This window comes from Nocardia sp. NBC_00416, assembly GCF_036032445.1.
Taxonomy (GTDB): Bacteria; Actinomycetota; Actinomycetes; order Mycobacteriales; family Mycobacteriaceae; genus Nocardia.
The window spans coordinates 4,698,493-4,723,115 of record NZ_CP107932.1; the positions used below are offsets into that span (position 1 = coordinate 4,698,493).

Annotated in this window: 22 protein-coding genes, 4 tRNA genes and 1 pseudogene; 8 read left to right on the plus strand and 19 right to left on the minus strand. The window is 67.6% G+C overall.

Translation table 11 applies throughout. The annotated features are described in order from the left end of the window. Window positions 1-25: 25 nt before the first annotated feature. The 12 genes from rplJ to OG804_RS20060 form a co-directional block, all read right to left on the minus strand. Window positions 26-565: a 50S ribosomal protein L10 gene (gene rplJ, locus OG804_RS20005; protein WP_328388709.1), complete on the minus strand. Its 540-nt coding sequence runs from the start codon at window positions 563-565 to the stop codon at window positions 26-28. A gap of 316 nt (window positions 566-881) precedes the next feature. Further along, a complete protein-coding gene (locus OG804_RS20010; protein WP_328388711.1) occupies window positions 882-1,424 on the minus strand; it encodes an NADPH-dependent FMN reductase in 543 nt (180 codons plus the stop codon). A 359-nt stretch (window positions 1,425-1,783) separates the two neighbouring features. Then, window positions 1,784-2,497 carry a 50S ribosomal protein L1 gene (gene rplA / locus OG804_RS20015; RefSeq protein WP_328388713.1) on the minus strand — a complete coding sequence of 238 codons (714 nt, stop codon included), beginning with the start codon at window positions 2,495-2,497 and terminating at the stop codon, window positions 1,784-1,786. Between the two features lie 196 nt (window positions 2,498-2,693). Continuing rightward, window positions 2,694-3,128: a 50S ribosomal protein L11 gene (gene rplK / locus OG804_RS20020; RefSeq protein WP_328388715.1), complete on the minus strand. Its 435-nt coding sequence runs from the start codon at window positions 3,126-3,128 to the stop codon at window positions 2,694-2,696. A gap of 84 nt (window positions 3,129-3,212) precedes the next feature. Beyond that, window positions 3,213-4,007: a transcription termination/antitermination protein NusG gene (nusG, locus tag OG804_RS20025; RefSeq protein WP_328388717.1), complete on the minus strand. Its 795-nt coding sequence runs from the start codon at window positions 4,005-4,007 to the stop codon at window positions 3,213-3,215. A 117-nt stretch (window positions 4,008-4,124) separates the two neighbouring features. Then, the gene (secE, locus tag OG804_RS20030) at window positions 4,125-4,529 is read right to left on the minus strand and encodes a preprotein translocase subunit SecE (RefSeq protein WP_328388719.1); all 405 of its coding nucleotides are present in this window, start codon (window positions 4,527-4,529) and stop codon (window positions 4,125-4,127) included. A 31-nt stretch (window positions 4,530-4,560) separates the two neighbouring features. Beyond that, a tRNA-Trp gene (locus OG804_RS20035) sits at window positions 4,561-4,633 on the minus strand. 281 nt (window positions 4,634-4,914) lie between these two features. Next, window positions 4,915-5,967, minus strand: coding sequence for a fused (3R)-hydroxyacyl-ACP dehydratase subunits HadA/HadB (locus tag OG804_RS20040; RefSeq protein ID WP_328398547.1), 1,053 nt, complete (start codon window positions 5,965-5,967; stop codon window positions 4,915-4,917). Between the two features lie 323 nt (window positions 5,968-6,290). Then, window positions 6,291-6,461, minus strand: coding sequence for a 50S ribosomal protein L33 (rpmG, locus tag OG804_RS20045; RefSeq protein WP_011211653.1), 171 nt, complete (start codon window positions 6,459-6,461; stop codon window positions 6,291-6,293). Between the two features lie 44 nt (window positions 6,462-6,505). Further along, window positions 6,506-6,578 (minus strand) — tRNA-Met (locus OG804_RS20050). 70 nt (window positions 6,579-6,648) lie between these two features. Further along, window positions 6,649-6,721 (minus strand) — tRNA-Thr (locus OG804_RS20055). 186 nt (window positions 6,722-6,907) lie between these two features. Next, window positions 6,908-6,993: transfer RNA gene (locus OG804_RS20060), tRNA-Tyr, on the minus strand. 195 nt (window positions 6,994-7,188) lie between these two features. Here OG804_RS20060 and OG804_RS20065 point away from each other — a divergent pair. Further along, entirely contained in the window at window positions 7,189-7,680 is a 492-nt protein-coding gene (locus OG804_RS20065) for a YajQ family cyclic di-GMP-binding protein (protein ID WP_328388721.1), read from the plus strand. A gap of 40 nt (window positions 7,681-7,720) precedes the next feature. On the opposite strand, the gene htpX is transcribed toward OG804_RS20065, so the two are convergent. After that, window positions 7,721-8,590, minus strand: a complete 870-nt coding sequence (gene htpX / locus OG804_RS20070) for a zinc metalloprotease HtpX (RefSeq protein WP_328388723.1) — start codon at window positions 8,588-8,590, stop codon at window positions 7,721-7,723. Window positions 8,591-9,100: 510 nt separating this feature from the next. Here htpX and OG804_RS20075 point away from each other — a divergent pair. Further along, window positions 9,101-9,412: pseudogene (locus OG804_RS20075) on the plus strand (integrase core domain-containing protein); the annotation flags it as partial. A 105-nt stretch (window positions 9,413-9,517) separates the two neighbouring features. On the opposite strand, the gene OG804_RS20080 reads toward OG804_RS20075, so the two are convergent. Continuing rightward, window positions 9,518-10,540, minus strand: a complete 1,023-nt coding sequence (locus OG804_RS20080; RefSeq protein WP_328388725.1) for a polyprenyl synthetase family protein — start codon at window positions 10,538-10,540, stop codon at window positions 9,518-9,520. A gap of 133 nt (window positions 10,541-10,673) precedes the next feature. Between OG804_RS20080 and OG804_RS20085 the strand changes: the two genes are divergently transcribed. Beyond that, a complete protein-coding gene (locus OG804_RS20085; RefSeq protein ID WP_328388727.1) occupies window positions 10,674-11,945 on the plus strand; it encodes a geranylgeranyl reductase family protein in 1,272 nt (423 codons plus the stop codon). A 148-nt stretch (window positions 11,946-12,093) separates the two neighbouring features. On the opposite strand, the gene OG804_RS20090 is transcribed toward OG804_RS20085, so the two are convergent. Then, window positions 12,094-12,600 (minus strand): DUF2505 domain-containing protein, encoded by a 507-nt coding sequence (locus OG804_RS20090; protein ID WP_328388729.1) that lies wholly within the window; start codon window positions 12,598-12,600, stop codon window positions 12,094-12,096. Between the two features lie 235 nt (window positions 12,601-12,835). Between OG804_RS20090 and OG804_RS20095 the strand changes: the two genes are divergently transcribed. From OG804_RS20095 to OG804_RS20110, 4 genes are all read left to right on the plus strand, one after another. After that, window positions 12,836-13,327, plus strand: coding sequence for a DUF3592 domain-containing protein (locus OG804_RS20095; RefSeq protein ID WP_328398549.1), 492 nt, complete (start codon window positions 12,836-12,838; stop codon window positions 13,325-13,327). Between the two features lie 16 nt (window positions 13,328-13,343). Continuing rightward, window positions 13,344-14,486, plus strand: coding sequence for a glycosyltransferase family 4 protein (locus tag OG804_RS20100; protein WP_328388731.1), 1,143 nt, complete (start codon window positions 13,344-13,346; stop codon window positions 14,484-14,486). A 94-nt stretch (window positions 14,487-14,580) separates the two neighbouring features. Next, window positions 14,581-15,288: a demethylmenaquinone methyltransferase gene (locus tag OG804_RS20105; protein WP_442941583.1), complete on the plus strand. Its 708-nt coding sequence runs from the start codon at window positions 14,581-14,583 to the stop codon at window positions 15,286-15,288. A gap of 124 nt (window positions 15,289-15,412) precedes the next feature. Further along, the gene (locus OG804_RS20110; protein WP_328388733.1) at window positions 15,413-19,636 is read left to right on the plus strand and encodes a bifunctional nitrate reductase/sulfite reductase flavoprotein subunit alpha; all 4,224 of its coding nucleotides are present in this window, start codon (window positions 15,413-15,415) and stop codon (window positions 19,634-19,636) included. A gap of 9 nt (window positions 19,637-19,645) precedes the next feature. Here OG804_RS20110 and OG804_RS20115 read toward each other — a convergent pair whose 3' ends face one another. Then, window positions 19,646-20,680, minus strand: coding sequence for an aldo/keto reductase (locus tag OG804_RS20115; RefSeq protein ID WP_328388735.1), 1,035 nt, complete (start codon window positions 20,678-20,680; stop codon window positions 19,646-19,648). An 82-nt stretch (window positions 20,681-20,762) separates the two neighbouring features. Here OG804_RS20115 and OG804_RS20120 point away from each other — a divergent pair, with 82 nt between their 5' ends. Next, the gene (locus tag OG804_RS20120) at window positions 20,763-21,392 is read left to right on the plus strand and encodes a TetR/AcrR family transcriptional regulator (RefSeq protein ID WP_328388737.1); all 630 of its coding nucleotides are present in this window, start codon (window positions 20,763-20,765) and stop codon (window positions 21,390-21,392) included. An 18-nt stretch (window positions 21,393-21,410) separates the two neighbouring features. Here the strand turns inward: OG804_RS20120 and OG804_RS20125 are convergent, their stop codons facing one another. From OG804_RS20125 to OG804_RS20135, 3 genes are all read right to left on the minus strand, one after another. Beyond that, a complete protein-coding gene (locus tag OG804_RS20125) occupies window positions 21,411-21,995 on the minus strand; it encodes a TIGR03086 family metal-binding protein (protein ID WP_328388739.1) in 585 nt (194 codons plus the stop codon). A gap of 165 nt (window positions 21,996-22,160) precedes the next feature. Next, entirely contained in the window at window positions 22,161-23,792 is a 1,632-nt protein-coding gene (gene menD, locus OG804_RS20130) for a 2-succinyl-5-enolpyruvyl-6-hydroxy-3-cyclohexene-1-carboxylic-acid synthase (RefSeq protein WP_328388741.1), read from the minus strand. A 223-nt stretch (window positions 23,793-24,015) separates the two neighbouring features. Continuing rightward, window positions 24,016-24,462 (minus strand): DUF6918 family protein, encoded by a 447-nt coding sequence (locus OG804_RS20135; RefSeq protein ID WP_328388743.1) that lies wholly within the window; start codon window positions 24,460-24,462, stop codon window positions 24,016-24,018. Window positions 24,463-24,623: the final 161 nt, after the last annotated feature.

Consider the following 24,623-nt stretch of genomic DNA (forward strand, 5'->3'; position numbering starts at 1 on the left):
CGTTCCGCGAATGGTGACGCGGGTCTTACTCCGCGGCGGCTTCGCCACCTTCGGCCTGCTTCTTGTCCTGCAGCGCGGCGGCCAGCCGGGCCACCTGCGAAGCGGGAGCGTTGAACAGCCCGGCAGCCTTGGCCAGGTTGCCCTTCATCGCGCCGGCCAGCTTGGCCAGCAGAACCTCACGGGACTCCAGGTCGGCGATACGTTCGACCTCGGACACGGACAGCGCAGCGCCGTCCATGTAGCCGCCCTTGATGACGAGCGCCTTGTTGTCCTTCGCAAAGGTCTTCAGCGCCTTGGCGGCGTCGACCGGTTCACCGGAGATGAACGCGATCGCGGTGGGTCCGACGAACAGCTCGTCCAGACCTTCCACGCCGGCCTCGGCCGCAGCGCGCTTCACCAGGGTGTTCTTGGCGACGGAGTACGTGGCGTCGGCACCGAGCGCGCGACGCAGTTCGGTGAGCGCGCCGACGGACAGGCCACGGTATTCCGTGACCAATGCGGCCGTCGAGCCCTTGAACTGCTCGGCGATCTCCGCGACCGCGGCAACCTTTTCGGGTTTCGCCATACTTCGCCTCCTCTCTGATGTCGGATCGGGTATGCCCTACCGAATCAGGGGCCGGCGAAAGAACAAGCGCCCCGAACGCAGAGCGTTCCGGGGCGCGAAAGAAGATTTCGATCACAGGCTCACCTGTGCTCGCTTCCAGCCTCGGCTCTCCCTGCGCGGGCCGCCGGCACTTTCGCCGGACCTTCGACCGATCCCATGCGGAATCAGCGACCAACGGTCTTCGGTAGAACGGATTGGGTGGTGCCGAACTGGTCGACAACCTGGTCGAGCATACCCGGACACTGCCTCATCTGGCAAAACAGTTCCGGCGACCGCGTCAATCGGACGCGACAGCGACGACGCGGCCGGCCAACCGGCGCAATACCTCGACCGCGCCGGCCCGGAATCCGGCGCCGCCGACGAGTCCGTCGGGCCCGATATCGTCCCGCGATACGGGTAGTCGCGCACTGATCGTCTCGTCGACGTCGGCGCCGACATACCCGAGCACACTCGCCAGCGTCGCCGCGGCCCCCGCACCACGCCCGGGCGCCGCCACGGTGAGCCAGGCGGCCGGCTTCTGATACAGATCGCCCGCACCGACGGTCCAGTCCAGCAGGTTCTTCAGGCTTCCCGGCAGCGTGCCCGCGTATTCGGGGGTGCAGAACAACACCGCGTCAGCGGCCCCCAACTGTTCCCGCAGTTCCTGTACCGCGGGGTGGACAGGCCCCTCCGCACCGGGAACGAACGCGGGTAACTCCGCCAATCCGCCGTACCACCGCACACCGACGCCGTCCGGGGCGACAGCCGCCACAGTCCGCAGCGCGGCCGTGTTGGTCGACCCCACCCGTGTACTCCCGGAAATCAGTAGAACCACCGTCACACCACCGAGTAACGATCGGCCGGGAGAAATTAGTCCGGCGACTCGAAGTCGCGTTCCGGCCCGCGGGCTCCCCCGCCGACCGAGACGAACGCGAACACTCGGAATCCGCGCTTCGAGAGGGAGATTCCCCTGCGCGACGCGGCCGTAATCGATCACCGGGCCGAACCGGAAATCCCGGGCACCCGCGGATCGCCGAGCCCGGCCGGCCGAGGTGCCGACCCATTCATTTCGTGAGACCGTCCGCCCGAGCCGCGGGATATCGCGTCGGACGCAGCGCGACAGGGTCGGCACCGACAAACAACGGCGGGAGCGTCCGAGACGCTCCCGCCGTTGCGGTACTTCTGTATTCCGGGTGGCGCTTACGCGTCCTCCTCCAGGAGGTTGCGGGTGCGGTTCGGGTCCACCGGGATGCCCGGTCCGGTGTTCGTCGAGACCGTCACCTTCTTGACGTAACGCCCCTTGGCGGTCGAGGGCTTGGCCCGCAGGATCTCGTCCAGCGCGGCACCGTAGTTCTCGACCAGCTTGCTGTCGTCGAAGGAGGCCTTACCGATCACGAAGTGCAGGTTGGCCTGCTTGTCGACCCGGAAGTTGATCTTGCCACCCTTGATGTCGTTGACCGCCTTGGTCACATCGGTGGTGACCGTGCCGGTCTTCGGGTTCGGCATCAGACCGCGCGGGCCCAGCACGCGGGCGATCCGGCCGACCTTGGCCATCTGGTCCGGGGTGGCGATCGCGGCGTCGAAATCCAGCCAGCCGCCCTGGATCCGCTCGATCAGGTCCTCGGCGCCCACCGCGTCGGCGCCCGCGGCCTCGGCCTCGGCAGCCTTCTCACCGGCCGCGAACACGATGACGCGGGCGGTCTTGCCGGTGCCGTGCGGCAGGTTCACCGTGCCGCGCACCATCTGGTCGGCCTTGCGGGGGTCGACGCCGAGCCGGACGGCGACCTCGACGGTCGCGTCCGTCTTGGTGGTGGCGGTGTCCTTGGCCAACCGTGCCGCGGCCAACGGCGAGTACAGCTTGTCGCGGTCGATCTTCTCGGCGGCGGCGAGGTACGCCTTGCTTCGTTTTGCCATGTTTTTCTGTCCTTAGTCTTTGGTTCAGCTGTGGTTATCGGGCCTGGCCGGCCCTCCCACCGAAAGCGGGATCGCGAAGATGCTCCGCTGGGTCCGAACGACCTGTCGCATACGGACGCGGAGCCCTCGGCGAAGGCAAAGGGATCGCATCACATCCGAACGGCGGAGGCCGTAGCGAAGGCGGAGGTATCGCACCTCAGCCTTCGACGGTGATACCCATCGAGCGCGCGGTCCCAGCGATGATCTTGGCCGCCTGATCGATATCGTTGGCGTTCAGATCTTCCTGCTTGGTCTTGGCGATCTCGCGCACCTGATCCATGGTCACCGTGGCGACCTTGTTGCGATGCGGCTCGGGCGAACCCTTCTGCACACCGGCGGCCTTCAGCAGGAGCCGGGCAGCGGGCGGGGTCTTCAGCTTGAAGTCGAAGGACCGATCCTCGTACACCGAGATCTCGACCGGGACGACATTGCCGCGCTGCGATTCGGTCGCGGCGTTGTACGCCTTGCAGAACTCCATGATGTTGACGCCGTGCTGACCGAGCGCCGGGCCCACCGGCGGAGCCGGATTCGCCGCGCCGGCCTGGATCTGAAGCTTGATGATCCCGGCGAGCTTCTTCTTCTTGGGGGGCATCTTTCTTTCCTAGGGTGTGGTGTTCCTTGCTCTTTGCAAGTTCCGGCCCGGGGTCACCGCCCCGGGAAACACAGGCGCCGCCGACTAGATCTTGGCGACCTTGGTGAATTCCAGCTCGACCGGGGTCTCGCGTCCGAAGATCGAGACGAGCACCTTGAGCTTCTGCTGTTCGGCGTTGACCTCGGAGATGGTGGCGGGCAGCGTCGCGAACGGGCCGTCCATCACGGTCACCGACTCGCCGATCTCGAAATCGACCTCGATGGTGGGCTTGGCCTTGGTCTCGCCGGCGCTTTCCCCACCGGCGGATGCGGCGGCCGGCGCGGCCTTCTTCTGCTGCGAAGCCGGGACGAGGAATTTCACCACTTCGTTGATGGTCAGCGGCGAGGGACGCGACGTCGCGCCCACGAACCCGGTGACACCCGGGGTATTGCGGACCGCACCCCAGGATTCGTCGTTCAGATCCATCCGGACCAGGATGTAGCCCGGCAGCACCTTACGGTTGACGCTCTTGCGCTGACCGTTCTTGATCTCGGTGACCTCTTCGGTGGGCACCTCCACCTGGAAGATGTAATCCTCCAGGTCCAGGTTCTGCACACGGGTCTCGAGATTGGTCTTCACCTTGTTCTCGTACCCGGCATAGGAGTGGATCACGTACCAGTCGCCGGGAGCACGCCGCAGCACGGCCTTCATCTGCTCTACCGGGTCCGGTTCTTCCTCCGCGTCGGCGGACACCGGTGCGGCTTCGTCGGCGGGTGCGGCCTCGTCGGCAGCCACGGGCTCGGCGTCGGACGCCGGCTCCTCGACGGATACGGCGGCTTCCTCGGCCGCTTGATCGTCGACCGGGAACTCGTCGGTGGTGTCGTTCTCCGGGGTGCTCACTGGGCACTCGCTTCCTGTGTCGTCACATGCATCCTCTGCGTGCCGGGGTGCGGGCGCGGCGGTTGGGCACCGTCGGGCCCGCGGCGCGGATCGGTTACCGGCTCCGATGTCGCCTGGCTAACCGAACAACCAGTCGACACCCTTGATGAACGCCAGATCCAACCCGCTGATGAACGCGACCATGAAGACCACGAACACCAGAACAACGGTCGTATAGGTGATCATCTGCTTCCGGTTGGGCCAGATAACCTTCCGCAGTTCCGCGATCACCTCACGCAGGAACTTGAACAAACGCTTGAACGGATTCCGGGACCGCTCGCGTTCGGCTCGGCCGGACTTCGTCTCGGCCTTGCGCGCGGGCCGATCGATGGTCGCGATCGAACCGGTATCGGACGCGCCCGATGAAGTGGACCGGCCCCGGCGAGCGGAGCGCTTTCCGCTCGGACGCTGCGCAGCAGCGGCGGCGTTATCGCCGTCGTCGGCGCCGTATCCGCCGCGGCGGGTGTCCCGCTCGTCGGTCACGTCGATCCTCTCTCATCGCTGACATCCAGGGCAGGGGCGACAGGACTTGAACCTGCAACCTTCGGTTTTGGAGACCGGTGCTCTACCAATTGAGCTACGCCCCTTCGGCTGAACTCCGACACTGTCGCGAGATGCAGCCACACTGCGATATTCAGTTATCAGCGCTGGTGCCACACAACACGCGCGCCGCTCCAGCAGGTGCCGGCCCCGTCGGCGGGGCCGGTCGACCCGGTACCGGCTCGAGCCTACTCAGCCGATGTAGCCGAAGTGTACGAACCCCGCCTGGAACCAGCCTTGCAGAACAGCGCGCATCAGCTGGTGACCCCAGAAACCCGAGTGTACGGCACGGTCGGCGGCGGAAGCCAATCAGGGGCGCTCGACCAGGTCAGGACAACTGGACGGTTGCCGTGGCCCGGCCGAAAATCTTGCGACCACCCGACTTCGCCACGATCGCGATCACGGCGGTCTCGGTTTCCGGATCGACGGACTTCACCTTGCCGGTGAACTCGACTTCGGCCGGCTCGGTGGCGCTCACGAAGACCGGACTGGTGAACCGGACGTTGTACTCCTTCACCGCACCCGGGTCGCCCAGCCAGGAGGTCACGAATCCCCCGCCCAGGCCCATGGAGAGCATGCCGTGCCCGACGCAGGTGTCCAGGTCGACCAGCTTGACGACCTCGTCGCTCCAGTGGATCGGGTTCGCGTCACCGGAGACACCGGCGTAGTTCACCAGATCGCCGCGAGTGAGGTGGACGATCCGGGGTGGCAGCTCGTCGCCCACGGAGACATCGTCGAATGCCCGGGCGAACCGTGTCGGGACCGCATTTCCCACGGCCGGGGCCGGTACTACGTGCTCGGTCCGTGGCGTGTGATCGGGAACCGCCGCGTCCATCCCGTGCATGAGGACCTTGCGGACCGCATCGTTCAGGTTCGGGTCGATATCGCCACCACTGCGGCCTACAAGTGTCGTATACGTGGTGAGGACCAACTCATCGCGCTGATCGGTGACGATGTTCTTGGTGACGATGATGTCGCCGCCGAAGGCCTGCCGGAAAGAATGCAGATGCACATCGCAGGTCAACTGGTCGCCGACCAGGATCGGACGATGGAACTCCAGGATCTGATCGGTCTGCATGATCTGGCTCAGGTCATAGCCGGTGACGACCGTTTCGAAGAGTTTGCGCTGCGCCAGGATCCCGACGAGGGAGATGAAGGTCAGCGGGGCTACCAGACCGTCATAGCCGAATTCCAGGGCGACGTCTTCATCCCAGTGCGCCGGGTGGCTGTCCTGAACAGCACGCGCGTATTCCCGCACCTTCTCACGGCCGACCTCGTAGTAGTCGTCCACGCGGTAGTGGTGACCGACCATCGCGGCCGCATGAGCGGCGGCGTCGAACTCCGTATCCGTCGCGACCACTTCGTCTGTTCCGGTGTTCATTGTCACGGGAGGACTGTACCTATCTGACCCCGGAGCACGGAGTCCGCATGGCGGCTTGGCGTCGGGCCTGAAGATAGTAGTCGGCGTGACCGAAAAAGGGCCGTGCTGCCGCCTGATCATTACAGCGGCCGAGGACCGGCCGCGGAACCGGTGGTTCGCGCAACCACCGCGGAAACATGACGCCGCCATCGGACGGGGCGAAAACCACAGCGCGACCGGTGACCGAGCCGAAACAGCTCCGGACCGTCGCGCTGTGAGCGTCCGGCGAGTCGCGACCCGTCCGGATGCTCGCCGACCGCTACCGCGGCGACGTCACGCGAGAATCAGCGGGATTCGCGATGCGCCCGGTGCGTGCCGCAGTTCGGGCAGAACTTTTTCAGTTCCAGCCGATCCGGGTCGTTACGCCGGTTCTTCTTGGTGATGTAGTTGCGATGCTTGCACTGCTCGCAGGCCAAGGTGATCTTTGGCCGGACATCGGTGGACTTCGCGGCCACGATATGCCTTCTTTCCGGTCAACCAGAGGGTCAATCAGTATGGGTAGCGATGGCCGGACTCGAACCGGCGACACAACGATTATGAGTCGTTTGCTCTACCGCCTGAGCTACACCGCCTTACGCGCCATCTGCGACGGCGACGCCGCGGCTTGGAATGCCGAGTCGGGACATCACCGGCAATCCGGCGAGCCCCCTAACGGAATCGAACCGTTGACCTTTTCCTTACCATGGAAACGCTCTACCGACTGAGCTAAGGGGGCACGACCTCTGAGCAGCGGGTACCGATGGACTAGTACTCGTTGCCCCGAAGACTTGAACGAGAGTACACACTCACCGCCAAGAGCTCCAAACCGAGTGGTCAGAGCACATTTTCCACACCCGAGACCCGCCGCCGCGAACCGGTGGAAACAACAGAGCCCCCGCCGGTCTCAACCGGCGGGGGCTCGTGGTGGCAGGTGTAGGATTCGAACCTACGTAGGCTTTCACCGACAGATTTACAGTCTGCTCCCATTGGCCGCTCGGGCAACCTGCCTTATCCCGCACTCTTGATCTCGCGATCGCTTTCTCAGTGCGCTCAGCAGGATACAACGAACCCGCACCTGTAATGCAAACCCGCTGGCCAGATCCCCCGAACTCCCGCCGATCACCACGGCGGCGCGGCGCTGGGCCACCGACCAGGTAGCTTGCGTAAGCACCCAGGTGACTCAACAGCGAACAGGAGCGCAGTGTGGCCGATTCATCATTCGACATCGTCAGCAAGGTCGAGCGGCAGGAGGTCGACAACGCCCTGCACCAGGCCGAGAAAGAACTGAACACCCGCTACGACTTCCGGGGCACGGGCGCGGAGATCGAATGGTCCGGCGAGGACAAAATAGTGCTCACCGCGGAATCCGAGGAACGAGTGAAGGCCGCGCTCGAAGTGTTCAAGGAAAAATTGATCCGCCGCGACATCTCCCTCAAGGCATTCGACGCGGGCGAACCGGTTTCCTCGGGCAAGACTTACAAGGTCACCGGGACGCTGGTACAGGGCATCGACTCCGAACACGCCAAGAAGATCTCCAAGAAGATCCGTGACGAAGGCCCCAAGGGCGTCAAAGCGCAGATCCAAGGCGAGGAACTGCGAGTCAGCAGTAAGAAACGCGATGATCTGCAAGCCGTGATCACCTTGATCAAAGGCGAGGACTTCGGGATCGCTCTGCAGTTCGTGAACTACCGGTAGACAGCCCCGGCCGGCGTGTGCGGGTCAGGTCCGGACACGCTCACCGGCCCGCCATCTGTTCCAGCCGCGCGATCCGTTCCGCCATCGGCGGATGCGTCGAGAACATCCGGGCCATCCGATCGCCGGCGCGGAACGGATTGGCGATCATCAGATGCGACTGCGCGGTCAGCCGGGGTTCGGGCGGCAACGGCGCCGCCTGCACGCCGCGCTCCAATTTGCGCAGTGCCGATGCCAGCGCGAGCGGGTCACCGGTGAGCTCGGCACCCGACTCGTCGGCCTGATACTCGCGGGACCGGGACACCGCGAGCTTGATCAAACCAGCGGCAATGGGACCCAGCAGGGAAACCAAGAGCATCCCGACCATATTCGGCCCGGAACCACCCCGATTGCCGCCGAAAACGGCTGTGAAATATGCGAAATTCGCCAGCCCGGAAATCACCGCCGCCATAGCGCCCGCCACCGACGAGATCAGAATATCCCGGTTGTATACATGGGACAGTTCGTGCCCGAGCACCGCACGCAATTCCCGCTCGTCCAGGATCTGCAGAATACCGCTGGTACAGCACACCGCCGCATGCCGCGGATTACGTCCGGTCGCGAACGCGTTCGGTGCGTTGGTCGGACTTATATACAATCGCGGCATCGGCTGACGAGCGATAGTGGCCAGCTCACGCACTATCCCGTAGATCGCAGGCGCCTCGATCTCGCTCACCGGCTGCGCCCGCATCGCCTTGAGCGCGAGCTTATCGCTGTTGAAATACGCGTAACCATTCATCGCCACCGCGAGAACCACCGCGACGATCAGAATGGTCGTGTTCCGGAACGCCGCTCCCACCAGCACGATCAGAGCGGAAAGGCCGACCATGAGCCCGAACGTTTTCATTCCATTCGCAAACCCGTGCCCGTGCATAGCACTCCTGTATACGTGGCGCGCCCAGACGCGCGGATTTCGGTAAGAACGCTACTGCACGACAACGATCACGTCCGTCCCGGAGTTCCGTGTTTATTTGCGCCGCGGCGTCGCGGGTTGCTGTGTCATCGGCGCCGCCTACGGCGTCGCGGGTTGCGGCCCCAGAGGGCCCGCGTTTCAGCGCCCGAGACTCGCGCCTGCGGCGCATGCGCTTCGGGCGCTGAAACGCGGGCCGGGCCGCAACCTGTGTGGGCCTCGCTGGACTCGGCGCAGGGAGGGTGCGCCGGTTCGGCGGAGGGGAACCATTCGAGGGTGTGCCCGTGTGGACCAGGGTGCTGAGAGCCGTGCGACGTGTGGCCCCGGACAACAGGACCGGCGACAAGGTCTGCCTGTGCGGACCAGGTGCGCGATGGTCCGGAAGGTCCGTATGCGACGTAACCGCTCGGCGCCGAGTCCAGCGAGGCACTTGGAGGGTTGAGGCCCGTCCCGGCGTTCAGCCCTCGAAAGCGCATGAGGCGAAGCCTCGAGTCTCGAGGGCTGAACGCCGGGACCAAGGGGGCCTCAACCCCCGCGACGCCGCAGGCGGCGCAAATAAACACAGACCCTCGCGAGCAACCCCACCCCTCACCCTCGCGAGCAAGCCCAGACAATGCGCTCGCCGAATCGTTCATCGCCACCATGAAGCGCGAACTCCTCGACATCACCACCTGGCCCAGCCGGGCCGCCGCCCGCACCGCGATCTTCGACTTCATCGAAAGCTGGTACAACCTGCACCGACTACGCAGCAGCCTGGGCTACCGCAGTCCCGCCGAATACGAGACCGAGCCAGCAGCCCGACCACCGCACCCACCGTGTCCGTCGAAGCCGATCAAGCCCCTGCACTTCCAGGTACGAGCCCCGCACCCGCTTATACAGGCTGGATGCTGCCTATCCGACCCGTTCGATCGTGTACTGGACCAGCCGGACCAGGGCGTCGTTGGCGGGGCCCGAGGGCAGGGCCTTCAGTTCCGTCTGAGCGATATCGGCGTACTCGCGCAACTTTTCCTTGGCCTGGGTCATGCCCGGGGAGCGGCCGAGCAGTTCCAGGGCTTCGGCTACTTCGGCGTCGGATTCGAGCGGGTGGGCCAGGAGGGTGCGCAGGCGGTCGCCGTCGGGGCCTTCGTCGCGGAGGGCGTAGAGGACCGGGAGGGTGTGAACGCCTTCGCGCAGGTCGGTGCCGGGGGTTTTACCGGATTGGGCCGATACCGAGGAGATATCGATGATGTCGTCGGAGATCTGGAAGGCGGTGCCCACCGCGTCGCCGAGGCGGGCCAGGCGTTCCACGTGGTCGTCGGCGGCGCCGGAGAAGGTGCCGCCGAAACGGCCGGAGGCCGCGATCAGTGAACCGGTCTTCTCCCAGACCACGCGCAGATAGTGCGCGACCGGATCGTTGGATTCGCGGGCGCCCATCGTTTCGCGCATCTGACCGGTGACCAGTTCGGCGAAGGTCTCGGCGATGATGCGCACGGCATCCGGGCCCAGCGTCGAGGTGAGGCGGGAAGCGTGCGCGAAGAGATAGTCGCCGGCCAGGATCGCCACACTGTTGCCCCAGCGGGAGTTCACGCTGGTCGCACCCCGGCGCATGGTGGCTTCGTCCATGACGTCGTCGTGATAGAGGGTGGCCAGGTGCACGAGTTCGACGACGGTGCCGGCGGTGATCAGGTCCGGGTCGCCCGGGCGGGGGCCCAACTGCCCGGTGAGGATGGTGAACAGCGGCCGGAATCGCTTGCCGCCTGCCTTGGCCAGGTGCAGTGCGGCTTCCTGGAGGAAGGACGCACCGTCGGACAGTTCCTCGACCAGCAGTTTCTCTACTTCATCGAGGCCGTTGCGCACGGTATCGGCGAGGGCGGGGTCTCCAAGGTCTACCCCCGCCACCACCGTGCCGGCTTCGCTCACAGCAGATGTGCTCATACCTTCTCCCAAGGACGCGTCCGACCCCACGGTGATGAACCTAGCGTGTTCATGTCGGAACGCCCATGAACACCGTCACCCTGCACCGTACCGCCATCGACATCACTGTCGACGGCCTGTAACTATTGACCGCATGGGTGCACCCGAAGCCACACCATCCGTTACGGACCACAACGCGCTGCCCGCGCACGTACAGGTGCTGGTCGTGGGTGCGGGACCGGCTGGTTCGGCGGCCGCGGCCTGGGCCGCTCGTGCGGGTCGCGATGTGCTGCTCCTGGACTCCGCGGTCTTCCCGCGGGACAAGACATGTGGTGACGGCCTCACTCCGCGGGCCACCGCGGAACTCGAGCATCTGGGTCTGGGCGAGTGGGTCCGGGCGCACACCGTCAACCACGGTTTGCGGATGACCGGGTTCGGCAGGGAAGCGTTGCTGCCCTGGCCGGGCGGTTCGTTCCCGACCTACGGCAGCGCGATACCGCGCACCGAACTGGACGACAAACTGCGCGATACCGCGGTGAAATCCGGGGCGCGGATGCTCGACGGCGTCAAGGTCGTGGACGTCTCGCGCGACGGTGACCGGGTCGCCGGGGTGACCGTGCGGACGGGCGGCGCCACCCACGAAATCGGCTGCCGGACCCTGATCGTGGCCGACGGGGTGCGCTCCCCGGTCGGCAAAATGCTGGGACGTACCTGGCATCGCCGGTACGCCTACGGTGTGGCGGCGCGGGCCTACATCTCTTCCGGCCGCAGCGACGACCAGTGGATCACCTCGCATCTGGAACTGCGCAACGCCGAAGATGAGCTGGTGCCCGGGTACGGCTGGGTTTTCCCGCTCGCCAACGGCGAGGTGAACATCGGGGTCGGGTCGCTGGCCACCGAGCAGCGGCCCTCGCATATCGCGTTGAAACCCCTGCTGGAGTACTACACGGAGCAGCGGCGCGAGGAATGGGAGCTGAGCGGCTCGGTGCGCGCGGTGTCCTCGGCGCTCTTGCCGATGGGCGGCGCGGTGTCCGGTATCGCGGGAGGCAACTGGGCGCTGGTCGGCGATGCCGCCGGCTGTGTGAACCCGTTGAACGGCGAGGGCATCGACTACGGGCTGGAGGGTGGCCATATGCTCTCCGAACTACTGGACGAAGCCGACCTCACCCGCGTCTGGCCGAACCTGTTGCGCGCCAAGTACGGCCGCACCTATTCGGTGGCGCGGCGTATCGCGGGCCTGGCCACCCACCCGCGGATGGTCCCGATCGGCGGGCCGCCGGTGATGCGGTCGAAGTTCTTGCAGCGCACCGCGGTCCGCGTGATGGGAAATCTGGTCACCGATGAGGACGTGGATCTCACCGCTCGGGCCTGGCGCACCGCCGGCCGGGCCTCGATGCGGTTCGACGAGCTCGCACCCTTTTGTTAGCGGGTCGATGACGGTCCGGCCGGTACCCGAGGATCTGCTCCCGCAGCTGCGACTCTGATCGGATCGCCGCCCGGGATCCGGTTGCGCCGCTTCACCGGAAGGTGGAGGTAGTCCGGGGCCGGGCCCTGCCGCGGCCCCGGTGGACACGTCAGGCGTTCGCCCGTTCCTGGAACCAATTGACGATGAACTTGCGCTCGCCCTCGGCGACCCGCCGCTGCAATTGCTCGGCGAGGGGTTCGATCGCGCCGCCGACCAGCGGAACCTTCACCTTGACCGAACCGGCGATCACCACTTCCGAACCGTCGGCGGTGGGGCGCAGCTCATAGGTGCCGGTCATCTGCGAGGAGATCGCCGACGAGGTGCCCTCGAAGGTGCCCGCGGCGGTGGTGCCGGTGAGGGGCTGCCAGTTGTCCACGCGCGTGACGACCAGCTCGCTCTTGAGCACTTTGCGCACGAGGGCGGGGATCTTGTCCTGCCGGATCGTCTCGCTCATGGCGACCCGGATGGTGTCCGGGCCGTCGGGATGGGTCAGGTCGAGGGTGGCTGTCGGGGCGCCGGCGAACCGGTCGCGCCATAGTTCTTCTCCGGTGAGCGCGGCGTGCAGATCGGCCACCGGGATCGGATAGGACAGCGTGAAGCCGAATTTTCGGGCCATGGGCGCCCACATTAGCCGACCCGGCTAGCCTGTTGCGGTGCCGGAAACCAGCCGCCGCCGACAGCGCGGTACCGGTCACGCGGACGATCTCTTGCGTGACGGCGCGCGGGACGGCGAGCCCGTCCCGGCCGAAACCGAACCCGCAGGAGGTGGCGTGCCCGACCAGGCAGCAGTAGCCGAACCGCTCGCCGCGCCGCCGGAACCGGGCACGGACACGGCACCGGCGGGCGGGCCGGTGGCGGCGCCGTCCGCGCGCGCGGAACGCCTGCGCCGGGTATGCGTGGGGGTCGTGGTCGCCGCCGTCTCGGTGAGCGTCCTGGTGGTGCTGCTGTTCCTGGCGGCTTGGCGCAATGACTACCTGATCGAATCGGATAAGGGCGAGACCACCGGTGAGGTGCTCTCCGCCGGACGCCTGCGCTCGGCCGTGATGTACGTGACACCCGACGGTGTGACCCATAATCCGAAGGTCGGGGTCCTGTATCCGACCAACCTGACCGTGGGTGAACGGATCAACGTCGAGTACAGCCGGGCCGACCCCGATCTGGTCCGGGTCGCCGGGCGTGATGTGCGGGTAGCGATCCTGCCCGCGCTATCGGTGCTGGCCGTCACCTGGGCGCTCGCGCTGCCCACCTTGTGGCTGCTGATGCGCGCGGTATCCGGTTCGATGAGTGTTCGCCCGATCTTCGATCCGGCGTCATATCGCCGACGCGTCCCGGGAGACTCCTGACCCGCACACTGAGCGGGTGCGCGTAGCCATCGTGGCGGAGTCCTTTCTCCCGAATATGAACGGCGTCGTGAACTCGGTGCTCCGGGTGCTGGACCATCTGGATCAGCACGGACACGAAGCTCTCGTCCTCGCGCCCGATTCCCTGCGCGGGCAGCCGCCCGCACCCCGGCAGCACGGCAGATTCCCGGTGCACCGGGTACCGGCGGTGATGGTGCCCAAGATCAGTTCGCTGCCGGTGGGGCTGCCGCAGCCGGGCATGGTCGGCGTCCTGGACGATTTCGATGCCGACGTGGTGCATCTGGCCTCCCCTTTCCTGCTGGGCGCGGGCGGGCTGGCCGCGGCCCTGCGGCTCGACCTGCCCGCGGTGGCCGTGTATCAGACCGATGTGGCCGGATTCGCCAAGAGTTACGGGCTGGGTCTGGCGACCCGCGCCGCGTGGGGTTGGACGCGGCGGATCCACGAGCGGGCGGTCCGCACCCTGGCGCCGTCGAGCGCGGCGGTCGAGGATCTGGCCCGGCACGGTATCCCGCGCGTGCACCGGTGGGGCCGCGGGGTCGATACGGTCCGGTTCACCCCGGCCGCGCGGCAGCCGGCATTACGCGAGCAGTGGCTCGGCGGAACCGATCGACTGCTGGTCGGGTTCGTCGGCCGCCTGGCACCGGAGAAACACGTGGAGCGGCTCGCGGTGCTGGCCGATGACCCGTCGATTCGACTGGTGGTCGTCGGCGACGGGCCGGAACGCCGCCGCCTCGCCGCCCTGCTGCCGGACGCGATCTTCACCGGCGAACTCGGCGGCGACCAACTCGCGCAGGCCTACGCGAGCTTGGATGTGATGGTGCATCCGGGTGAGCACGAGACGTTCTGTCAGGGCGTCCAGGAAGCACTGGCCTCCGGGGTGCCGGTGATCGGACCCGACGCCGGCGGTCCCCGCGACCTGATCGCGCACTGCCGCAACGGCTATCTGCTGCCGGTCCCCGATTTCACCGAACTGCTGCCCGGCACGCTCGCCCCGCTGCGTGACCCGCAGCTGCGCGCCCGGTTCGCCGCGGCGGCCCGGAAATCGGTACTGCACCGCACCTGGCCCGCCCTCTGCAACCAGCTCCTGGGCCATTACGCCGAGGTGATCGGCTCCGAATACCGGTTGCCGCGCTCGGCGTGACCGGCCGCGGCGGGTCTGCGTGCCGCCCTCGACGCGGTGGCCGCGCGCGGGCTGTGGATGGGCTCCGCCCAGCCGCGCCCGTTAGGGTCGGGCTGTGGTGAAAACACAATCGGTCCGCGCCTCGCTGGACAAACAACCGCACGAGGTCGCGTCGATGTTCGACGGGGTGGCGCGACGATACGACCTGACCAACACCGTGATCTCGGCCGGACAGGACCGCTACTGGCGCTGGACGACCCGCAAGGCCATCGGCCCGCGACCCGGCGAGCGGGTGCTCGATCTGGCCGCCGGAACCGGGGTGTCCACGGTGGAGCTGGGCCGGTCGGGCGCTTGGTGTGTGGCCGCAGATTTCTCCCAGGGCATGTTGGCCGCGGGCCGGTTCCGGAAGGTGCCGATGGTCGCCGGGGACGCCATGGCATTGCCGTTCGCCGACAACTCCTTCGACGCGGTGACGATCTCGTTCGGCCTGCGCAATGTCGCCGACACCGATCTCGCGCTGCGCGAGATGCTGCGGGTGACCAAGCCGGGCGGACGGTTGGTGATCTGCGAGTTCTCCACCCCGATCGTGCCCGGTTTCACAACGCTGTACATGGAGTACCTGATGAAGGCACTCCCGAAGGTCGCCCGGGCGGTGAGCAGCAATCCCGACGCCTACGTGTACCTGGCCGAATCCATCCGGGCCTGGCCGAATCAGCGGCAGCTCGGGCGTCGGGTCGCCGAGGCCGGCTGGTCCGGGGTGAAATGGCGGAACCTGACCGGCGGCGTCGTCGCCCTGCACCGCGGCTACAAACTCGGCAGCTGACCCCCGTTCCGATCACCTCGTTTCGACAACCTCACCGCGGTGATCCGCGCCGGTGAAGTGGAATGTGATCCGGCGATAACATCGGGCAAACCCGAGGAAACCGGTCGCGGGGACGATCGGAGACATGTCCGACGTATGCGGAGACCGGCAGCCGGGCACGACCAGGACGGCGTGCTCGTATTGCGGCGTCGGCTGCGGAATCGAGGTCACGACCACCCCGGATGCCACCGGCGCCCCGGTGATCGCCAAGGTCAGCGGGGACAGACTGCACCCGGCCAATTCCGGTCGGCTGTGCACCAAGGGCGCCACCCACCTGGAGTTGATGCAGTCGCCCGGCCGGATGACCACCGCCTACCACCGGCCCGAACGCGGGGTCGAGCCGCAGCCGGTCGGGGTCGACGAGGCGGTACGCGAGGCCGCCACCCGGTTGCGCGGGATCTTGGACGAACACGGTCCCGACGCGATCGCGTTGTACGTGTCCGGCCAGATGTCGCTGGAAGCGCAGTACCTGGCGACCAAACTCGCCAAGGGCTACTTGCGGACCGTGCACATGGAAGCCAATTCCAGGCTGTGCATGGCAAGCGCGGGCACCGGGTACAAACAGTCGCTGGGTGCGGACGGCCCACCGGGTTCCTACGACGATTTCGAGCACGCCGACCTGTTCTTCGTCATCGGCGCGAATATGGCCGACTGCCATCCCATCCTCTTCCTGCGCATGGCCGACCGGCTGAAGGCGGGCGCCAAGCTGATCGTGGTGGATCCGCGCCGCACCGATACCGCCGCCCGCGCCGACTTGTTCCTGCAGATAGCGCCCGGCACCGATCTGGCCCTGCTCAACGGACTGCTGCATCTACTGGTCGAGGCCGGTGACATCGACAGCGAGTTCATCGCCGAGCACACCGAGGGCTGGGCGGCGATGCCGGAATTCCTGGCCGACTACACCCCGGACCGAGTGGCCGTGCTGACCGGTCTGGCCGAAGCGGATATCCGCACGGCCGCCCGCTGGATCGGGGCCGCCGGCGAGTGGATGAGCCTGTGGACGATGGGGCTGAACCAATCCACCCACGGCACCTGGAACACCAATGCGCTGTGCAATCTGCACCTCGCGACGGGCGCCATCTGCCGTCCGGGCAGCGGACCGTTCTCGCTGACGGGCCAGCCGAACGCGATGGGCGGACGGGAGATGGGGTACATGGGTCCCGGTCTGCCCGGCCAGCGAAGCGTCCTGTCCCCCGCCGATCGCACGTTCGTGGAAACCGCGTGGGAGCTGCCGCCGGGCACCCTGCGCACCGAATCGGGGCCCGGCACCATCGAGATGTTCCGGGAACTGTCGGCGGGCGCCATCAAGGCCGCGTGGATCATCTGCACCAACCCGGTGGCCACCGTCGCCAACCGGAAAACGGTGATCGCCGGCCTGGAAGCCGCCGACCTGGTGATCGCACAGGACGCCTACACCGAAACAGCCACCAACACCTACGCCGATATCCTGCTCCCGGCCGCCCTGTGGGCGGAGTCCGACGCGGCGATGGTGAACTCCGAACGCACCGTGACCCTGCTGCGCGGCTCGATCGAACCGGCGGGCGAGGCCCGGCCGGACTGGCAGCTCATCGCGCAGGTGGCGACCGCCATGGGGTTCCCCGGTTTCGACTTCGGCTCCAGCGCCGAGGTATTCGACGAACTGCGCCGTTTCGCGAATCCGGCCACCGGTTACGACCTGAGCGGGATGAGCTACGAACAGCTGCGCGAGGGGCCGATGCAGTGGCCGTGCCCCGACCCCGCGCGGCGGCGCAACCCGATCCGCTATGTGAACGACGGTGTGAGTCAGCCGCGGTTCACCGACGACGCCGGGCGCAGTCCCCGGCTGGCCTTCCCCACCCCGAGTCGCCGGGCGGTTTTCTGGCCGCGCCCGCACATGCTGCCGGCGGAGATGCCCGACGACGACTATCCGTTCCTGCTCGATACCGGCCGACTGCAGCACCAGTGGCATTCGATGACCAAGACCGGCCGGATCGACAAACTCGACAAGCTCAACGGCGAACCCTTCGTGGAGATCCATCCCGACGACGCCCGCGCTCTCGGCCTGGCCCCCGGCGACGAACTCGAGATCGCCTCGCGACGCGGTCGCGCCGTGCTGCCGGTGCGGATCAGTGACCGGGTGCGGCCGGGAGACTGTTTCGCGCCCTTCCACTGGAACGACGAGCAGGGCGAGTACCTCACCATCAACGCCGTGACCAACGACGCGGTCGACCCCGATTCCCTGCAACCGGAATTCAAGGCGTGCGCGGTGGCGTTGCGCCGGGTCGCGGCGATGACGCGGGCGCGGACGCCGGAAACTCCGGGCAGCACCTCGGAACTCGCCGAAACCGGCACCCATCCGCTGGCCACGGTCCTCGGCCTGGACACGGCGGCCACGCCGACTCTCAGTGAGACCGAACGGATCTATCTCGGTGGATATCTCGCCGCCCTGCAGTCGCTGCCGGTGTCCGGGCAGCCGGTCCTGCCCGTGTCCGCGCCGCTGTCGGAGCAGAGTCGGCTGTGGGTGGACGGGATGTTGGCCGGGATGTACTCACGCGACCCGGACCCCGCGGCCGGTGCTGCGACCTCGAAGTCTGCGGAGCGGATCGTGACGGTGCTGTGGGCCTCGCAGACCGGCAATGCCGAGGAATTCGCCGCCGCCGTGGCCCACCGGCTCACCGAATCCGGTTTCCGGCCGCGGCTGCTCGATATGGATTCCAGCGAACTCGCGACGCTGGCCGGTGACGTCCTGGTGGTCAGCAGCACTTTCGGCGACGGCGGTCCACCGGACAACGGGACCGATTTCTGGACAAGGCTCGACGAGAGCACGGTCCGGCTCACCGGAATGCGCTACGCGGTCTTCGCGCTCGGCGATTCCTCGTATGACGACTTCTGCGGGCACGGCCGCAAACTGGACACGGTGTTCGCCGACCGCGGCGCCACCCGGCTGCTGCCGCGCCAGGACTGCGAGCCCGATTTCGAAGAGCCGGGGGCGGTCTGGCTGGATTCGGTGATCGCCGCACTCTCCGGCGGCGACGGGAGCGATTCCCGTTCCGGCGTTTCCGGCGACAGCGGTCCGGTCGGCGGCGCGGGCGGCCGAGGTCCCCGCGAATCCGACGCGACCCCCGCCACCGCCACCGTGACCCGCGTTCTGGAACGGAGCGCCCCCGCGCCACGACAGACCGGTCGCCCGGCGCCCGCCGCGTTCACCCGCGCCGCACCGGTTTCCGCGCCCCTGCTGCACAACGAGGTCCTCACCGCGCCAGACGCCGCGAAGGAGGTCCGGCGGATCAGCTTCGATCTGGCCGGCTCGGACGCCCACTACGAAGTGGGCGATTCGCTCGGTATCCGGCCGTCGAACGGTCCGTCCCTGGTCGGGGAATGGCTGGCGGCGACCGGCCTGGACGGCCGCCGCACCGTCGAGGTGGACGGCGCCGAGACGACCTTGGTCCGGGCGCTGAGTACTCACTACGACATCACCAAGATCTCCCGGGATCTGCTGGAGTTCGTCGCCGCGCACAATCCGGACAATCGGCTGGCCAAACTGCTGCGCCGCGACAACCGCAACGAACTGGCCGGATATCTGTGGGACCGCCAACTGGCGGATGTACTGCGTGATTTCCCGGTGCGCGCCGACCTGGTGGAATGGCTGGACGTACTGAAGAAGCTCCAGCCGCGCCAGTATTCGATATCGTCGAGTCCGCTGGTCAGCCCGAATCAGGTGGAGCTGACGGTCGGTATCGTGCGTTACGGCGACCCCGCGGCCGCGGGGTCGGCGGCCCGGCGCGGCGGCGTCTGCTCGACCTTCCTGGCCGATCGCGCCGGATCCGGCGACGTACCGATCTTCCTGCAGCGCGCACCCCATTTCCGGCCGCCGGTGGATCCGAGCGTGCCCATGATCATGGTCGGGCCGGGCACCGGGATCGCCCCGTTTCGCGGATTCCTGCACGAACGCCGCGCGCTGGGCGCCACCGGCGGCAACTGGCTGTTCTTCGGCGACCAGCACGCGGCGCAGAACTTCTACTACCGCGCCGAACTCGAGGACATGTTCCGCACCGGGCACCTGTCCCGGTTGGATCTGGCCTTCTCCCGGGACCAGCGGGAGCGGATCTATGTGCAGCACCGCATGATCGAACACGGCGCCGAACTGTGGGCGTGGCTGCGCGAGGGCGCCCACTTCTATGTCTGCGGCGACGCCGCGCGGATGGCCAAGGATGTGGACGACGCCCTGCTCCGGATCGCCCGAATCCACGGCAAACTCGACGAGGACGGGGCACTGGCCTTCAAGAAGCGGCTCACCGCCGAGAAGCGCTACGTCCGCGACGTCTACTGATCGCGTTCCTCAGACCGCGGGCGGGTTGACCCGGGTGAAGTCGGGCAGCCGGTAGTACGGGTAATAGGGATAGGGCGCAGTGAGCGCACTCGCCTTGTCGAGCCTGGCGACCTGGTCGGCGGTGAGTTGCCAACCGACGGCCCCGAGGTTGTGGCGCAACTGTTCCTCGTTGCGGGCTCCGACGATGACCGTGCTGACAGTGGGTCGGGAGAGCAGCCAGTTCAGGGCGATCTGCGGAACCGATCGACCGGTTTCGGCGGCGATTTCGTCCAGGGCGTCGACCACGTCGTAGAGATGTTCCTGATCGACCGGCGGTCCGGCCTCGGCGGTCTGGTGCAACCGGCTGCCCGCGGGCAACGGCTGTCCGCGCCGGATCTTTCCGGTCAGCCGGCCCCAGCCGAGGGGACTCCAGACCACCGCGCCGACTCCTTCCGCCCGGCCCAGCGGCATCAGCTCCCATTCGTAGTCGCGGCCGACGAGGGAGTAGTAGACCTGGTGGGCGACATACCGGGTCAGGCCGTGGCGGTCGGCGGCGGCCAACGATTTCATCAGCTGCCAGCCGGCGAAGTTGGAGGCGCCCAGGTACCGGATCTTGCCGGCGCGGACCAGGTCGTCGAGAGCTCGCAGCGTTTCCTCGATCGGCGTGTTCGCATCGAAGGCGTGCAGTTGGAAGAGGTCGATATGCTCGATGCCGAGCCGGCGCAGCGATGCCTCCACCGCCCCGATGAGGCGGGATCGGCCCGAACCCGCGTCAGCGTGCCCCGGTCCGGTGGGGAGACCGGCTTTGGTGGAGATGAGCAGCCGATCGCGCCTGCCGCGGATCGCCGCGCCGAGCACTTCCTCCGACGCGCCGTCGGAATATACATCGGCGGTATCGAACATCGTCACCCCCGCGTCCAGGCTGATGTCGACGAGCTTGCGGGCCTGGTCCACGTCGGTGTCACCCCAGGCGCCGAACAGTTCCCCCCGTCCACCGAAGGTGCCTGCGCCGAAACTCAGTGCGGGAACGACCAGACCCGAGGCACCCAACCGCCGGTATTCCATTTCGACTCCTAAAGGGTCTACAGTTTCGTTAACAAGCTCGAACATACACCCATTCGCGGATAAATGAAACTGGAGTCCCGTTATGACCTCTGAGTCGTCCGTTCCCGGATCCGTGCGGCCCGGCGGCCGCACCGCACGCGTGCGCACCGCGGTACTACAGGTGGCCGGCGATCTGCTCGCCGAACACGGCTTCGCACAGCTCGATCTCGCCGAAGTCGCCGCCCGGGCCGAAGTCGGCAAGACCACCGTCTACCGGCGCTGGCGGACGCCCACCGGCCTGATAGCCGACCTCCTGGTCGAGATGGCCGAACAGTCGCTGCCCCGCGCCGACACCGGTTCGCTGCTCGGCGATCTGACGGCCAATGCCCGCCTGGTCGCGAAAACCCTCACCGATCCACGGCAGGGGCGGCTGTTCCGCGCCGTCATCGCCGCCGCGACATGCGACGAATCGACAGCCTCGGCGCTGCGCCGGTTCTACGACGTCCGGCTGACCGAATGGTCGCCCTGCGTCGCCGACGCCGTCGCCCGGGGTGAGGTCCCACCCGGTACCGACCCGCGCGCGGTGCTCACCGCCGTATCCGGACCCCTGTACTACCGGCTGCTGGCCAGCGGCGATCCGATCGACGACGACGCCGTCCGGACCACGGCCGAGGCCGCCGCGAGCGCGGCCGCGGCCGGGGTCTTCCTGCGCGCCGAGACGACGCAGACGTGACCCGATCCGGCCGTCGGCTCAGCCGGCCTTCGGAATCCAGAAAGGGTCGCGGCCGGTGAATCCCAGAACCCGGTGCAGGGCGGGGGCACCCGGCCCGATCGGAACTATCGGACCGAAGAGTCCGGGCGTGCCCTCCGGCGGAGTGTCCTTCAGGAACTCCAGCAGGACATCCAGGTCCGATTCGCTCACCTTCATCTCCTGCCCGGTGGCGCGCGCCAGATCCCAGGCGTGAACGACCAGTTCGTCGAGCGCGACCCGTGCCGTAACCGCCGCGGGCATGGTCACACCACCCGCCTCGGTGACACCGTCCCAGGCCGCGGGCGCCCGCCACGCCGCGGCGAGGGCGCGCAACCGGGTGGGAATGCCGGTTCGCCAGTCGGCGGAGAGAACTGCGCCGGAATCGAATTCGGGCGCGGCGGACTCCCCCGCCGACTCCTTGGCGGCGGCGGCGCGGAACGCCTCGGCCAAACCGGAGACGTGGTCGAGAATCGCGCGGACGGGCAGACCGGCGGGGGTCGCGGCGTCGAGTCGATCGTCACCGATCGCGGTGACGATATCGGCCAGCGCGTCGGCGGCCGCCGACAAGTCGAATTCCGGGTGCATCGGGGCTCCTCTGGTTCGGGTGGATCCACCAGTACCGACGACCCCGGCCGGTGGAATTCACCGGCCACCGCGCAGATGCGACGAACAGCTGTCCGCTACCCGTATCTCGGCCTTCGCTCCGGCCGTACGCGGTGTGTGGACGAATATCGCCCCAGCCGCCTCCCGTCAGGCCCCGACGTTCGCTTTGAGCGCGCCGTGCAGATCCCGCAATCCGGCCCGGTCGGTGACCACTTCCAGCACCCGGAACCCGCGCGCGGACCCGCCGAGCTCGGTCGCCAGCTCGTCCAGCCCGACCTGCCGGTGCGGAATGCGGTACGCCGCGCACAACGCCGACAGATCCATTCCGTGCGGCGTGCCGAACACCCGCTCGAAAACGCCGGCGTACTGGGGATCGCCTTGTTCGAGGAGTTCGAAGATCCCGCCGCCGTCGTCATTGGCGACCACGATGGTCAGCTCGTCGGGCCGGGGTTCACCGCGTCCGATCAGCAGCCCCGACGCGTCGTGCAGGAAAGTGAGATCACCGATGAGCGCGACGGTGCGGCCCCGATGATGCAGCGCCGCGCCGACGGCGGACGACACCGTACCGTCGATCCCCGCGACACCCCGGTTGGACAGGACCCGCACACCGGGTCGCGGTGCGGCCACCAGCGCGGCATCGCGTACCGGGTTCGAAGCGCCGAGCAGCAACTGGTCACCGTCGTTCAGGGCGTCCATCACGACGGCGGCCACATGCAGACCCGTGGGTTTGGGATGCCGGGCCAGTTCCTCGCGCACCACGGCGCGGGCACGCAGATCGAGGTCACGGCAGCGGGCCAGCCACTCCGCGCTGGGCGCCCCACTGGTCACCGCGCGGGTTCCGGTGCCGACCACGTTTCCCGAGACGTCCGGCCAGCGCGGGCCGGTGGTCAGCGCGTACACGGTGACCTCGGGGTCGGCCAGCACCCGCGACACCTGCCGGTGCAGGGTGGGCCGCCCGGTGATGATCGCCTGCCGGGGTCGCAGCAGCGGCAGCGCCAGCGGATGCAGGGCCGGACCGTGCACGGGGGCGGTGGGTTCGGCGACCGTGGGCAGCGCGGCCAGTTCGGCGCGCAGGCCGGCGCCGTGCCCGGAGATCACCACGGTATCGGGGGTGAGATCGATATCGAGCGGAACGTCCAGGGTGGCGTACTGGGTTGCTGTCCAGGGCGATTCGGCGCCCCGCCCGGCCGGAATGGTCTCGTCCTCGCGCAAGTCCGGCACCAGCGGTTCGCGCAGCGGAATATCGAACTGCACGGGTCCGGCGTTCCCGGAACGGGTACCACGCGCGGCGGCCAGCACCCGGCACACCGAAGACCGCCACACACTGTTCTGCCGGGGATAGTCGGCCGCGGCCTCGGTCTCGGCGAGTCCGAGACTGATGGTGGCGCGGACCTGACTGCCGAACAGGCCGAGCTGCTCCACCGTCTGGTTCGCACCGGTGCCGAGCATTTCGTACGGGCGGTTGGCGCTGAGCACGATCAGCGGGATCCGGGCGTAATTCGCCTCCAGTACCGCCGGGCCGAGATTGGCCACCGCGGTACCCGAGGTCATCACCACAGGAACCGGGGCGCCCGAAGCGATGGCCAGGCCGACGGCGAGAAATCCGGCGGTTCGCTCGTCGACGCGCATATGCAGCCGGAGCCGGCCGGCCGCGTCGGCGGCCTGCAGGGCGAATGCCAACGGCGCGTTACGCGACCCGGGACACAGCACGACCTCCCGCACCCCACCGCGGGCGAGTTCGTCGACGACCACCCGTGCCTGCGCTGTTGACGGATTCACGACTCCAGCCTGTCAGACCGCGGCCGTCACGTCTGCGTCGGCCTGCTCACACCCATGAGTCGTCGCGAGGCGTCGAGATCGCCCCGAAAAAAAGTCCGGCGGCCCCGCCCTGGACGGGCCGGCCACCGGAAGCAGTACTTCCCCCCCGTTGGGGACCTCGTCGTCGAGGCCCCCCACGTGCCGCGCGCACGCGCGGCCGAATCACACCGTGACGGTCAGTCGACTATCCGGCGTGCTTCTGCACCAGGTCGCCGACCCGGGGCAGCGCCTCGATGACGTTCTTCTTGGCCGAGGAACGCATCGAGTTGTACACCTTCTGCAGCGCCGGACGGCTCGAGGCCGCGGCACGCGCGTCGGTGACGGTCAGCAGGGACTCGGCGACCTCGTCACCCTTGGAGCTGAGCAGCTCACCGAAGGTGCCGGTGCCACCGGCCTGGAATTCACGCCAGTACGACTCGAGCTGCTCGAGCAGCCTGGGCGCCAGCGAATCCAGGGCGTCGGGCACGATGGACGGGCTGATCTTCTTAACCGCGGCGTACCCACCCTTCACGGCCAGACCCGACGCACCACCCTTATCAGAGACCTCGGCGTCCAGGACCTGGACGGCGTCGGCGAGAAAGGCCGGGCGCGTAGCCTCGTCAAGCAGTGATTCAGACAGTGCTGCAACCAATTTAAGGATCCTCCGGATCAGTACTCGTATGGACGGGCAACGCAACTATACGCACCACCCGGACGAGTACTCTCCGCCCCGCATGGGTAAGCAGCAGGCGGAGAAGGCGCCTCCGCAACCACGGAAGCGTTACGCGACCGCACGATTCGAGCCCGGACCGC